Raw genomic sequence first — 14,400 nt, forward strand, 5'->3', positions numbered from 1 at the left:
TTATGAAGTTAATAAGTTCCTTATTCGTTAAAAAGATAAGTGTATTGTTATGCTTTATTGCATTTGCACTGTCTGTTAACGCACAGACCCGAAAAGTAACGGGGCAGATATTGGACGAAAGTGGGCAGGCAATCATTGGTGCTACCATAAGATTGCAAGATTCTTCGGCAGGTACTGTTACTGATATAGATGGTCATTTCTCGTTAAATGTACCGGAAGGTAAGAAAGTGGTTATTTCTTATATTGGTTTTGTAACTCAAGTTATTGCCCCCAAAGCTAATACTTTGCATATTGTTCTTCAGGAAGATAGTCAAAAACTTGATGAGGTAGTTGTGGTTGGCTATGGTAGCATGAAACAGAAGAATATTACTGGTTCTGTATCAACAATTTCGGCTTCAGAGTTGGAAGACCTTCCGGTGTCTAATCTTTCAGAAGCATTACAGGGAATGGTTAATGGCCTGACAGTAGAACTAGGCTCCAGCCGTCCGGGTACAAATGCCAATGAAGTCTATATTCGTCAGAATCGAACTTTTACAGGTATTTCTAAAGATGGAGGAAATTCTACACCATTGATAATTATTGATGATGTGATTCAGTTGGGTACTAACGGTCAGCCAAGTATGGAACAATTTAATATGCTGGATCCTTCAGAAGTGGAGAGCATTACGGTGTTGCGTGATGCGAGTGCAGCTATTTACGGTTCGCGTGCAGCTAATGGAGCTATTCTGGTGAAGACTAAAAGAGGAAAAAAAGGTGTTCCCCTGATTTCTTATTCCGGTAAATTCGCCGTAAATGATGCGGTTAGTCATTCCAAGGTTTTGAAAGGTTCCGATTATGGACGTTTCTATAATTCTTTGGCAATAGGCTCTAACAAAGCTAGTGGTTATGATGATTTTGATGTGCTTTATAGTGATATGGAGTTGGCCGAGATGGATAACTTGAATTATGACTGGTTGGATAAAGCTGGGTGGAAATCCGCTTTCCAGCAGACACATACGTTGAATGTGAGTGGCGGTAGTGAACGTGCTACTTACTATGCAGGAGCTACTTATTTTGACCAGGGAGCGAATCTGGGAAATCAAAGTTATAAGCGCTATACTTATCGTGCTGGTGTGGATGTACGTTTGACAAATGATATTAAGTTGTCTGCTACCGTTGCCGGTAACGAAGGTAAGTCTGATCAGATATATACTAAAGGAGCACGTTTCAAACTGTATGGTATGGGAGGAAGTACTGAAAAGTCTGACTATAGCGCATTACACCACATGCCTAATCATATGCCTTGGAGTGTAACATTACCCAATGAAAACGGAGAAGAACAGGAATATTGGTTGGGACCGATAGAGAACACTTATAATAACCCCAACTTCAATCGTGATTACGTGACCTCCTGGAACTATTTTGCTTTAAACAATAGCGGTTCCTTTAGTAAAGAAAGGACTAATAGCTGGAACGCTGATATCTCATTGACTTATGAGGTGCCTTTTGTGAAAGGTTTGTCTCTTCGTGCCACTTATTCATCTTCACATTCGAGCGAAGCCACTGAACAGGCAAGTTTTCCTTATGAGTTGGCTTATGTAAACACCAGAATGGCTTCTGATCAACATCTGGTCTATACCATTCCTAACAGTTCTTTTACAAAAGCTATTTTTGATAAAAACAGTACCTTGTCATTTAAAGATAAGCAAGCGGAAAGACGGCAGATGAACTTCTATGTGAACTATGACCGTACATTCGGCAAACATTCTATTTCTGCTATGGCTTCTGTTGAACGTTACGAATCATTCTATGATTCCCGTGATATTGAGTATGCTGATTTGGCACATGATATATCTGATACTTATCTGGGAGTTGGTGGACCTTCCATCGTGGGGCAGGATGGCAAATCGGCTTTGACTTCAGATAATACAGTGACATCAAAAGGTGAATCAGGTTCACTTTCTTATTTGGGGCGTGTAGCATATTCGTATGCGGACCGTTATATGTTACAGTTTATTTTCCGTTCGGATGCTTCGACAAAGTTTGCTCCTGAAAATTATTGGGGTTTTTTCCCGGGTATTTCTGCCGGATGGATCATGTCCGAAGAGTCATGGTTCAAACGTTCATTGCCTTGGTTTGAATTTATGAAAGTTCGTGTGTCTTGGGGGCGTACAGGACGTGATAATATTAAAATGTGGAAGTGGAAAGAACAATATAAAATGGATTTGAAAGGTATGCAGTTTGGTGCTGAAAGTGGAAAACCGGGTACTAGTCTGATACCGCAGGCATCTCCGAACCGTAATGTAAAATGGGATGTTTCAGATAAGTTCAATCTGGGTTTTGATACTCGTTTCTTTGATGGTCGGTTAAGCGCAGTCTTTGATTTCTACTATGACATTAATGATAACATTCTGAATCAGTATATGGCTAGTCAGCCAGGTATTCCTGTTTATGCAGGTGGCTCGTATGCAGAAGAAAATTTTGGCCGGGTTGATACTTACGGCGGTGAATTGTCTTTGACTTGGCGTGACAAGATCGGACAGGTAAACTATAATATCGGTATGGATTTCGGCCTGAGTGGCAGTAGAGTCAGAGAATGGGTTCCGGGTTTACGATATAACAAATATCCATGCAGCTCAAGCTGGGAGGAAGGAATGTCTACTTACCTGCCTGTGTGGGGATTTAAAGTGTGGAAGAATACTTCCGGAGGTGATGGTATTTTGCGTACGCAGGAAGACATCAATAATTATTGGAATTATCTGGAATCCTGGACTCCTACAGGTGGACAAACTAAATATTTGGATAAAACGAGTAAAGATGATTTACGTCCAGGGATGGTTGCTTATCAAGATTTGGGTGGTGAAATGGTTAATGGTGTGCAGCAGGGACCTAATGGACAGATCGTTCTTGAACAGGATTATGGAAAATTGTGTGAAAAGAATAAAACCTACAATGTGTCAACCCGATTGGGCGCTAGCTGGAAAGGTCTTGCTATTAGTGCCAGCATTTCGACTTCATGGGGAGGCGTACGTTTTATAGACCGTGCTTCTATGGGAGGAAGTAAGAGTACAATGATTTGGGCACCGGATTCATTCTGGGGAGATATGTTTGATGAAGTTTACAATCCGAATGGTAAATATCCCAATTTAGGAGTAGAATCGTTAATCTCCAGTTCAGCCCTTGCCAATTCAGATTTATGGATGATTAGTACGTTCCGTTGTTATATACGCAATCTGTCTGTCAGCTATACACTTCCTAAGAAATGGATTGCACCGTTGAAGATGTCGGCTGTCCGTCTGAATCTGACCGGTAATAATTTGTGGGATTTGTATAATCCTTATCCGAATCATTATCGTAATATGTATGATAGTTCTTCTACAGAATATCCTACTTTGAGAACCTGGTCGTTAGGTGTTAATGTTACATTTTAATAGTTGTATCAATGATGAAAAAGAGAAATTTTTTATATGCAGGAACTTTAGCTTTGGGTATGTTCATGTCTGGCTGTAGCGATTCATTTTTGGATATGAATAATTATGGAGCTTATGATGATTTTGATTCAGAAACTAAAATAACCTGGTATTTGGCAGGTTTATATCAGAATTGTTTTGAGAATTACACTTCTCCTACCTCTCAATATCTGGGATTACACGCCTCATACGCCCAGGATTTTAATGAATTTACTGATGAAATGTGGGGGATTACTTCTACCAGCCGGATTGACCCGAGTACTCGGTATTCAACGATTGATGATATTAAAACACAAACAGATGCTTCTAGTGGCAAAAGCTATGACCCGTTGTTTGCCAGTTATTTCGGTAAGGCGTTAGGATCAAGCGTTACAAATAATGCTTATACACGTATTCGTAACTGCAATATTCTTCTTCGTGATATAGATGCCTCTTCTGTTTCGCAGGAGACAAAAGACAAAGCTAAAGGCCAAGCACTTTTTTTACGTGCTATGCAATTGTTCGATTTGGTGCGTATGTATGGTTGTGTGCCTATTGTGACGACAGTATTGAATGCAGAGGCTACGGATGCAGGGCTGCCGAGAGCTTCTGTGACACAGTGTGTAGAACAGATTGTGAAAGATTTGACTGAAGCGGCAACTTTGCTGCCGGATGAATGGGGAACAAACGATTATGGTCGGCTGACGCGTGGAGGTGCACTGGCATACAAAAGTCGTGTGTTGTTATTTTATGCCAGCCCTATATTTAATAAAGGATGGAATGATGCGGGTAATGATCGCTGGCAGAAAGCCTTGAATGCTACTTTGAATGCAATGTCAGGTATTACTGCTAGCGGACTGAATGGTGTGACAGATGCGGCAAGTTGGAGTAAGATTCTTGCGGATGATGATAATGAACATTCAAATAGAGAGACGCTGGTTGTCAGATTGTTGGCAAAAGAAAGTAATTCTTCGCTGGGATATAAAAATAATCGTTGGGAGAAAGCAATCCGTTTGAGTTCTCAAGGAGGTAGTGGTGGAAAAGGTGTGCCTATTGAGTTGATAGATGTATTTCCAATGGCTGACGGAACTTTGCCCGATGTTGCTCATAGAGTGGAAGATGGAAGCTTGCGTTTCATGGAAAATCGTGATCCGCGTTTCTATCAGACATTTGCTTTCAATGGCTTGAAATGGGGACATAAGAGTTTAACGAATGATACAGTTTGGGCTTATCGTTGGAGAACTACGACATCGACTACTAGCGGGTTTGCCTATAGTGAAGGTGTAAATATTTCCAGTCCGGTATTTGTTCGCAAGATGAGTGGGCTTACTACGGCTTCGGATAATAACTATGAAGCTTCAGGCGTGCATATTTATGATTATCGCTATGCAGAACTGCAATTAAATTTGGCAGAATGCTATGCGGCTACTAACCAGATTGATTTATGTAAACAGGCTATTGGAAAGTTACGTGCACGTGTCGGTATCCCAGCGGATAATAATTATGGGTTGGATACTTACGTAACAGACCGTGCGTCAGCTCTTGCCGCATGTTTGCGGGAACGTCAGGTTGAGCTGGCTTATGAGGGAAAAAGGTATTGGGATATTTGGCGCTGGATGCTTTATGATGGCGGACAGGGCGGAACAATGGAGTTAAGTTCTACAAATACTTGTTCCTTCTTAGGGGTGACTCCATTGACCGAGAAATACCGAACTGCTAAATATGTAGACGTTAAGGATGGCTATACACCGGCCAGCAGAGACGTGTTGGCTGATCTTCGTAAGAATATCTTTGCTGATCCAGAATCTGCTGATTTCCAAAATCAACTCAAGAAAGTAGCCGATTTTTGGGAAGCCAATTTCCAATATGGTGAGCCTAACACACAACCGGATAAGAATAATAACAATGAATGGATTAAGATCGGTTGGAACACTAATTACTATGTTTTGGGACTTTCCAAAGATATTCTGGATAATAACTCTTGGCTTGGACAAACCAAAGGATGGACTGACCAGAATGGAGCAAGTGGAACAATTGACTGGCAAGATAATGAAATCCTGACTGTGGAATAAGTAGCGTTTAGACGTTCTATAGTTTCTCTCGTGTAGAGGGACTGACCTAAAAATATTGCCTGAAAAGTTTTATGTATTTTCTTTAATACTCAAACTTTTCAGGCAACGTTTTTTATGTTGAGAAGTTTTTTAGAATTCTACTGTTGGAGCCTTCTCACTTCCTTCTTCTGCTTCAAAATATGCTTTCTTATCAAAGCCGAACATTCCTGCAAAGATATTCTTTGGGAAACGGCGGATATTGGTGTTATAAGCCTGTGCAGCATCATTGAAATTTTTGCGTGCTACATTGATACGGTTTTCAGTTCCTTCCAGTTGAGCCTGTAATTCCAGGAAGTTTTGATTAGCTTTTAAGTCCGGATAATTCTCGGTAATAGCTAATAACTTGCCCAGTGCTGATGTTACAGCACCTTGTGCCTTTTGATATTGCGCTAACTTTTCCGGTGTCAGATCGGCAGCGTCCACTTTTATTTGAGTTGCCTGGCTACGTGCGGCAACAACTCCCTCTAATGTTTCCTTCTCATGTGTCGCATATCCTTTCACTGTGTTTACCAGATTAGGAATCAAGTCGGCACGACGTTGGTATTGAGTTTCTACATTTGCCCATTTGCCGGTAACATTCTCGTCCATAGTAACCAGACCGTTATATACACTTACTACCCATATGACAAGGATAGCCACAACGGCTAAGATGATAATAATTGACTTCTTCATGTTTCTTGTTTTTATTGAATTTGATAATTTGTTTTCTACTTATTTTCTTTAGAAACGAGAACCGGCACCGCCGCCACCGCCCATTCCTCCGCCAAAGCTGCCTCCACCGAAACCGCCTCCGCCTCCGAAACTACCTCCGCCGAAGCCTCCAATAAATGGACCACCTCCGCCACCTCCCCGGTGGTGGTAATCATTATCATAACTTTGTTGGCGACGTATGATGGTATGTCCGCAGTTTCTACATGTATAGGTAACATCCTCGGTTTTCACCCCGTTAATTCGGGATACGACAGCACTTCCGCTTCTCTGTAATTGATGTTTACCACAATTCGGACAACGGCTTTGTTTGCGTGCCGAAAAGAAAGCAAGACCTCCGCCAATAGCAATAAAACAAAGAATGGCAAGAACAAAATCAAAAGAACCACCGCTGTTCGAATCGGAGAGAGCATCATTTTCCATAGAACCGTCAAGCCGCTGACAAGTCGCTTTTAGGCCGGCCACCATTCCGGCATCCCAATTTCCGTCTTTCAGGTAAGGAATCATATATCTGGTTTGAATCCTTTTACAGATCGCATCGGGGAGCACTCCTTCCAAACCATAACCGGTATAAAACTGGATACAACGTTGATCTGTAACCAACAAAATAACCAATCCGTTATTTTTATCTTTCTTCCCTACACCCCATTTATTAAGTAACTGGTGGCAGAATTCGAAACAATCTTCTTCTCCAATTGAGGGAACTACGGCAACCACTGTTTCAATTCCTGTTTGTTGTTCCAAGGCATAAAGCATGGAGTCTATACTGTCACAAGCAGCCTGTGAAAGTATGCCGGCCGGGTTGCAAACATATTGCATTTTGTTTTGCAGGTGAACTTTTGGGAGGTTGTCCACCGTGTATACTTTCTCTTGAGCTTGTAGTGGGAACAGAAGAAAAGTAGCTAGTATAAAAGTCAATATTGATTTCATAACGATTATTTTACGTTTGCAAATATAGAAACTTTTTCTGTTATGAATCTAAAACTCCTTGTTATAATAGGTTTAATGAATGTATCGCCCGACGAATGCACGGACTCGGTCGGTGTACTCCTGTTTATTCTCTTTGTATGAAACAGCATGAGCCGCTCCCGGCACAATCCATAGTTCTTTGGGTTCCGGTTTGGCTTCGTAGAGCGAATATGCCATCCAGGTGGGTACATACGTATCTTTATCCCCATGAATAAACAGCATCGGAAGCTGTGATTTGGCTACTTGTTTCAGTGAGGAAGCCTCTTTAAAATTCCATCCATATTTCTTCTCGCAAAGCCGGCTTGTGGTATACATGAGTGGAAAAGGGGGAAGGTGGAAACTGGCTTTAAGCTCATGTGAGAATTCGTCCCATACGCTGGTGTAGCCGCAATCCTCAACAAAGCATTTAACAAATGGTTTCTGTTCCTCACCGGACACCATCATGGTTGTCGCACCTCCCATTGAAATGCCGTGTACAACCATTTGTGTACTATCTCCGAAAATCTCATTGGCAATGTTCATCCATTGCAATACGTCCCAACGGTCTTTCCATCCCATCTGGATGGCAGGGCCTTCACTTTCTCCCTGATGTTGCAGGTCGGGAAGTAATATGTTATATCCTAAATCTCGATTATACAGATAACCAATCATAAACATACGGATAGCATTATCTGTATGTCCATGCACAATGACGGCTGTCTTACTGGTGGGTTGGGGAGCAGCAACATAATACGCATGAAGTTGTGTTCCGTGCGGATTGATGATGAAAGTATCTTTCAATGCATCCACTTGTTTCAGGCTGTCCACCCATGGACGTAGGAAAGGGTAGTTTCTATACATGAAGGGATAAGAGTCAGCATCTTTAGACAAAATCTTGGCATTCGGAGTCAATGAAAAGTTTAACATATAAAAACTTCCTCCGATGGTGCAGCCGGTCAATGCCAGCATGATAATAATGACGCTATATACAACTTTTCTCCTCATAAAAACTCCTCTAATCCTTATTTATGCCATATCTCCCAGGCGGCAAATGCCTGAAGCAGGAGCATTTCCAGACCGTTTTTCACAACAGCCCCTTGCGCTTCTCCTTTTTTCATGAACAGCGTAACGTTCGGATTATATAACAAATCGTAGAGCAAATGGTTTGGTGTCAGAAGTTCATAAGGGATATTAGGGCAGAAATCTACCTTAGGAAACATTCCTACGGGGGTACTATTGACAATGACAGTGTATTCTGCCATAATTTCGGGAGTCAGTTCTTCATAAGTCAGCATATCGTCGGCTTTGTGGGTGCGCGATACGAAGATGCTTTCGATACCTAGATTCTTCAGACCGTGGTAGACAGCTTTAGAAGCTCCGCCGGTACCCAAAATCAGCGCTTTCTTGTGATGAGGCTGCAACAAGGGCTGGATAGATTGAGTGAATCCAATGATATCGGAGTTGTAACCCACCAATTTGACTTTTCCTTTTGGCTGGCGGATGATTTTAATCACATTGACTGCGCCTATCTTTGCGGTGTCACGATCGAGTTCATCCAGAAAAGGAATCACTTGTTCTTTGTAAGGGATGGTGACATTGAGACCGCACAGGTTGGGATTCTCTTCGATCACTTCCATGAAGTTATTGATACTGGGAATCTCGAAATTCACATACTCTGCATTGATTCCTTCGGATTTGAACTTCTCATTAAAGTATCCGATAGAAAATGAATGTCGCAGAGAATAGCCGATTAAACCATATTTTTCCATAATATAATAAGGGTTAAATTAATCATTCACAATGAATTGCTATTTTGTTGCGGTATAAAGAGTGCAGATGCCAAAGGTCAGCCGTTTGAAGTTGACTTCGCTAAATCCGGCTCGGGCGATGACTCCTTTCATCACTTCCCCTTGAGGAAATACTTTGATGGTGTCCGGCAGATAGCGGTAGGCACTGTTATCTTTGGAGAGCAGTTTGCCCAATAATGGAATGACGACTTTTGAGTAGATGGAAAACAATTGTTTCATCGGGAAACGGTCCGGAGTGGTAAGTTCCAAAATCACAAGATGACCGCCCGGTTTCAATACACGACACATTTCGGAGAGTCCTTTGTCGAGGTCTTCGAAGTTGCGGATACCGAAAGCTACGGTGATGGCGTCAAAATCATTGTCGGCAAAAGAGAGTGAAGTACAGTCCTCCCGGGCAAAAGAAATCTTGTCCGACAGTCCTTCCTTTTTTACTTTTTCACGTCCCACATTCATCATGCCTTCCGAGATGTCCGTCCCGATCAGTTCGGCAGGTTGCAGTTTGTGGCAGGCGAGGATAGCAAAATCTCCTGTGCCGGTAGCTACGTCCATCATACGTTGCGGTTGGAAAGGGCGTAACCAGGCAATCGCTTTTTTGCGCCAGCTGCGGTCGATACCTAGAGATAAGGTATGGTTCAGCTTATCGTATGCATGCGCGATGTTGTCGAACATTCGTTCCACTTGCTCGGTCTTTTTCCCTTCTTCGTCGTAAGGCTTGATATGTTGTTGTGGGTAGTCCATTCTTTTTAATTGATAGTTGATAAATGATAGTTGGAAGATGATAGTTGATAAATGATAGTTGGCGGATAATAATTAAGGTTGAAGTTATATGCAATGAATTGCATACGAACTGTCATTCATTATCTGTCAGCTATCATTTATTATCTGTCATTTGTTGACTATCAACGATTCAAGAACGTTTCAACGTTTTTGAATATACGTTCAGCGATGTTGGTGGTATCTTCTTTCACAAACTTCTCACCGGTGATGTTTTCGAACAATTCGATGTAACGGTCACTGATGCTTTGTACGATAGCCGGAGTCATTTCAGGCACTTTCTGACCGTCTTTGCCCTGGAAACCGTTTTCCATCAACCATTCGCGAACGAACTCTTTAGAAAGTTGTTTCTGTGGTTCGCCTTTTTCGAAACGTTCCTGATAACCTTCAGCATAGAAATAACGGCTTGAATCTGGAGTGTGGATTTCGTCCATCAGGTAGATAGTACCGTTGTGCTTGCCGAATTCGTATTTTGTATCTACGAGAATCAGTCCGCGTTCTGCTGCGATTTCAGTACCGCGTTTGAAAAGGGCTAATGTATATTTTTCGAGGATTTCATACTCTTTCGGAGTAGCCAATCCCTGTTTCAGGATTTCTTCTTTAGAGATGTCTTCGTCGTGTAATCCCATTTCTGCTTTCGTAGTCGGAGTGACGATCGGTTCGGGGAATTTTTGGTTTTCGCGCATTCCGTCCGGCAATTTTACACCGCAAATCTCGCGTACACCGCTTTTGTAAGCCCGCCATGCGCTACCGCACAGGTAACCACGTACAATCATTTCCACCGGAAAACCTTCACACAACACACCCACTGTTACCATTGGGTCCGGAGTAGCCAGTTTCCAGTTCGGACAGATGTCAGTAGTGGCATCGAGGAATTTTGCTGCAATCTGGTTCAGCATTTGTCCTTTGTAAGGAATACCTTCAGGTAGTACTACGTCAAAGGCCGAAATACGGTCGGTTGCTACCATGACGAGTTTTTCGCCGTTGATGTTGTACACATCGCGCACTTTTCCGTGGTACACACTTTTCTGTCCCGGAAAGTTGAAATCTGTTTTTGTTAATGCTTTCATAATGATATATATATTAAAATTATGCTTCTTTCTTTAATTTCACCACGGAGTACACAGAGTCTTCATTGAGATATTTGGATTAAACCTTCTGTGTACTCTGTGCCCTCTGTGGTGAACCGTTCCGTTCGGCTTTCGCTTCTTTATCGAACTTTTCGTAAGCATCCACGATACGTTCCACCAGTTTATGGCGTACGATATCTTTCTTATTCAGTTCAACAAAACTGATCCCTTTCACTCCCTTCAAGATGCGGAGGGCTTGCACCAATCCCGATGTTTGTGAAGCGGGAAGGTCAATCTGTGTCATGTCTCCCGTCACAATCATTTTGGTGTTCATACCCATACGGGTGAGGAACATTTTGATTTGTTGGGCGGTAGTATTCTGGGCTTCGTCCAATATAACGACTGCATCATTCAGCGTACGTCCGCGCATAAAGGCTAACGGGGCAATCTGGATAATGTTCAATTCCATGTATTCCTTTAACTTGGCGGCAGGTATCATATCCTGCAAGGCGTCATATAAAGGTTGTAGGTATGGATCGATCTTATCTTTCATGTCGCCGGGCAGGAAACCGAGTTTTTCTCCGGCTTCTACGGCGGGGCGGCTAAGAATGATTTTTTTGATTTCTTTGTTTTTTAATGCACGCACGGCAAGGGCGATAGCAGTGTATGTTTTTCCCGAACCTGCCGGACCGATGGCGAATACCATATCATTTTTGGCGAATCCTTCTACCAGTTTCAACTGGTTTTCGCTTCGGGGGATGATAGGCTTGCCCGTGACGCTGAACACAATCACGTTTCCTGTCTGTTCCGCTTGCGGAGCATTTCCTTTTATAATGTCAATGATAACTTCTTCTTTCAGTGAATTATATTCGGCGCAGTACTTTTCAAGTTTGGTGATATTTTCTTCGAAGGCACACATTTCCTCCTCGTCGCCCAGCACTTTGATGACATTGCCTCGGGCAACTATGCGTAGCTTTGGATATAAAGCTTTAATTAACTGTATGTTGGCGTTGTTTACACCGTAAAAAATAACCGGATCAATGTCCTCAAGAACAATCAGCTTCTCTATCATTAAGTTGTATTAAAGAAAAATTTCTGCAAATTTAATCAAACGTTTTGGATTCTCTGATTGTTTGGAGGTGAATTTTACTGCAAATCTTCTACTATCCACTTTTCGATGTTTCTTGTTTCATTACTGAAATTGATGCCTATTTTAAATATTTGTCGCTTGTCGGCAGCAAATGCTTGTGCATAATGTTTGTCATTGATTTGTTGCAGAGCTTCTTCGGCGGTTCCCTCCAGCTTGAATTCCATTACATAGATGAAATGATCGGTTTGCAGGACGAGGTCAATGCGGCCTTGTGAGGTATGATACTCTGCTTTTACATAGAATCCAATGAGTTTAAATACGATGAAGAGTACATTTTGATAATGTAGTTCCAAATCGCGTACCAATTCGTAAGGTGTATCGGCAAAGAAACTTTGCAGGCGGCGGAAAAAGGCATCATAATCACCGCTTCGTACTTCGGCTACAAATTTACGAATTTGGAATGGTGACTCGATAGCGTCTATATTTGTGTAGAATGGAAGAAGATATTTAACAAAACCTTCTTCTACTTCCCGATTAGGAAATCCCAGTCGATAAATCCCAAAGCGATTGTCGAATCCTTTGATCGTAAGATATCCACTTTGATAGATAACCGGAATAGGATTTCGGGACGTCGAATCAATGCTGTTCAGTACATCTGCATCCGTTTCTTCATGGGTGATACGTTGGAGATTATAATTGGATTTCTTTAGTAATTCTACCAAATAAGTCGGGGTGCCGGTCTCAAACCAGTAACTACCGAATTTCATTTTATAGAATGTGTTGAGTAAACTGAATGGGTTGTATATTCCTATGGAATTTTCTACGAAATGATAACCATCGTAACATTCTTTCAGTTCAGAGCATACCTCCTCATAAGTCATTTTCTGTTTATCAGCCAAAATATGCAGGTCTTCTTCCATATTGTCGTGGATTTCTTTTTCTGTGATACCACAGAGTTCCACGTATTGTTCATCCATTGAAATGTCAATCAGATTATTCAGATCGCTGGAGACACTGACTTTTCCGAATTTGGTGACGCCTGTAAGGAATCCGAGTTTGATGCATCCGTCTTTACTTTTTAATGCCCCATAGAAAGGTTTTAGTGTGTTTCGGTAATATTTTTGCAGTTCTTCGTTTCCGATAGCTTGTAGCATAGGTTTGTCGTATTCGTCCACAAGGATAACGACACGTTGCCCCGTCTGTTCGTAAGCCCGCTGTATGATGCCTGCAAAGCGTAAAGAAAAGGAAACTTCCGACGGGCGTGTGCCATACAGGCTTTCCCAATGTTCAAGATTGTCATTGAGTATTTGGTTCAGACTTTCGGGAGTATCATATTTTTCGATATTTAAATCAAGGTGTAATATCGGATGTTTGATCCAGTCTTTTTCCAGTTGTTCAATAGCCAATCCTTCGAATAGTTCTTTCTTTCCTTGATAATATGCTTCAAGAGTAGATATTAGCAGACTCTTCCCAAAGCGGCGGGGACGGCTAAGAAAATAGTAACGGCCGGTTTTTACTAATTGATAAATAAGTCTGGTTTTATCTACATAAAGATAACCGTCTTTGCGGAGACTTTCAAAATTCTGTATGCCGATAGGATATAGCTTGCTCATAAGCTGATTCTTTTAGCGTTGGATTCATACAAAGATAGCTGTTCTCCATCTTAACACAAAATTTACCTTGAAGGTTTTATGATATGCTGGTCAAAGATTTTGAAAAAGGGTGTTTATCGGGCAGTGATATGGAAACAACCTTGTTTCAATTCATATTTGATGTAGCATTTTTCTGCTTTCCGCAAGTCCCTTAATACCTCAGACAGAACGAGTTTCAGAGTATCTGAACTTACGTCCTGTAAGGGACGCCCGTCTTTGTCTTCTACCTTTTTGAAACGTTTCCAACTGACGTCAAAGGTGGCTCCAAAGCAGTGTGCCGAGTTGGCGGAAGCATTTCCGTTGCGACGGCGGAGGCGTTTCACATCGTTTTCGGTGCGTAATACGGAAGTGATGATTACTTGGTTGGGGTTTAGACCTTTGGCTGCCAATGAATCGAGAAAGTTGGAACCGATTGTATCGAGCAGTGCATTGGCACGCGGTACGAGATAGGGGATGGAGTGTGTCAGTGAATCTACTACATAAAACTCATTGTCAGTAATATGAGTTAGCTTTTCTCTCATATCTTTTGCTGCCTCACGGTCTGCCAATGGGCGAATCCCTATCTTTTTGGCTACTTCCAAATGTGCGTCATTCAAATCAGGAAAAGAACGTTTGTAGCTGACGACGCCACGAATATTGCGTGGCTCATTCAGTTTCAGCGACATGTCTTTCTTTTTGCAGCCCGAAGTAAGCGTTGTAAGCCCGATAACTAGTAAAAATAGCGGTAATATGCGAAGCTTATAAATTGTCATTTTATATTTTTTGCCCGCAAATATACGCTATTTTTTCATACATTTGTAGCGGTTTATAA

Annotated in this window: 11 protein-coding genes; 2 read left to right on the plus strand and 9 right to left on the minus strand. The window is 41.9% G+C overall.

Going from position 1 to position 14,400, the window contains the following annotated elements; genetic code table 11:
* Positions 1–2 precede the first annotated feature (2 nt).
* Both ACT8YW_RS06545 and ACT8YW_RS06550 read left to right on the plus strand, forming a co-directional pair.
* On the plus strand, positions 3–3,410 hold the full coding sequence (locus ACT8YW_RS06545; protein WP_444104405.1) for a SusC/RagA family TonB-linked outer membrane protein: 3,408 nt from the start codon (positions 3–5) through the stop codon (positions 3,408–3,410).
* Positions 3,411–3,421: 11 nt separating this feature from the next.
* A complete protein-coding gene (locus ACT8YW_RS06550) occupies positions 3,422–5,500 on the plus strand; it encodes a RagB/SusD family nutrient uptake outer membrane protein (protein WP_270769284.1) in 2,079 nt (692 codons plus the stop codon).
* 129 nt (positions 5,501–5,629) lie between these two features.
* Here ACT8YW_RS06550 and ACT8YW_RS06555 read toward each other — a convergent pair whose 3' ends face one another.
* The 9 genes from ACT8YW_RS06555 to ACT8YW_RS06595 form a co-directional block, all read right to left on the minus strand.
* Positions 5,630–6,211, minus strand: coding sequence for a LemA family protein (locus tag ACT8YW_RS06555; RefSeq protein WP_444104406.1), 582 nt, complete (start codon positions 6,209–6,211; stop codon positions 5,630–5,632).
* Between the two features lie 48 nt (positions 6,212–6,259).
* Entirely contained in the window at positions 6,260–7,177 is a 918-nt protein-coding gene (locus ACT8YW_RS06560) for a TPM domain-containing protein (protein ID WP_444104407.1), read from the minus strand.
* Between the two features lie 72 nt (positions 7,178–7,249).
* On the minus strand, positions 7,250–8,200 hold the full coding sequence (locus ACT8YW_RS06565) for an alpha/beta hydrolase (RefSeq protein ID WP_444104408.1): 951 nt from the start codon (positions 8,198–8,200) through the stop codon (positions 7,250–7,252).
* Between the two features lie 17 nt (positions 8,201–8,217).
* Complete coding sequence (locus ACT8YW_RS06570) at positions 8,218–8,964, minus strand: shikimate dehydrogenase family protein (protein ID WP_444104409.1); 747 nt, start codon at positions 8,962–8,964, stop codon at positions 8,218–8,220.
* Positions 8,965–9,003: 39 nt separating this feature from the next.
* Positions 9,004–9,741: a bifunctional demethylmenaquinone methyltransferase/2-methoxy-6-polyprenyl-1,4-benzoquinol methylase UbiE gene (gene ubiE / locus ACT8YW_RS06575; protein WP_444104410.1), complete on the minus strand. Its 738-nt coding sequence runs from the start codon at positions 9,739–9,741 to the stop codon at positions 9,004–9,006.
* A 161-nt stretch (positions 9,742–9,902) separates the two neighbouring features.
* Positions 9,903–10,847 (minus strand): phosphoribosylaminoimidazolesuccinocarboxamide synthase, encoded by a 945-nt coding sequence (locus ACT8YW_RS06580; RefSeq protein ID WP_444104411.1) that lies wholly within the window; start codon positions 10,845–10,847, stop codon positions 9,903–9,905.
* A gap of 79 nt (positions 10,848–10,926) precedes the next feature.
* A complete protein-coding gene (locus ACT8YW_RS06585; RefSeq protein WP_444104412.1) occupies positions 10,927–11,919 on the minus strand; it encodes a PhoH family protein in 993 nt (330 codons plus the stop codon).
* A gap of 74 nt (positions 11,920–11,993) precedes the next feature.
* A complete protein-coding gene (locus ACT8YW_RS06590; RefSeq protein ID WP_444104413.1) occupies positions 11,994–13,550 on the minus strand; it encodes an ATP-binding protein in 1,557 nt (518 codons plus the stop codon).
* 113 nt (positions 13,551–13,663) lie between these two features.
* Positions 13,664–14,341, minus strand: a complete 678-nt coding sequence (locus ACT8YW_RS06595) for a DUF5715 family protein (RefSeq protein WP_444104414.1) — start codon at positions 14,339–14,341, stop codon at positions 13,664–13,666.
* Positions 14,342–14,400 lie beyond the last annotated feature (59 nt).

Source organism: Bacteroides sp. (genome assembly GCF_052357945.1).
Classification (GTDB): Bacteria; Bacteroidota; Bacteroidia; order Bacteroidales; family Bacteroidaceae; genus Bacteroides.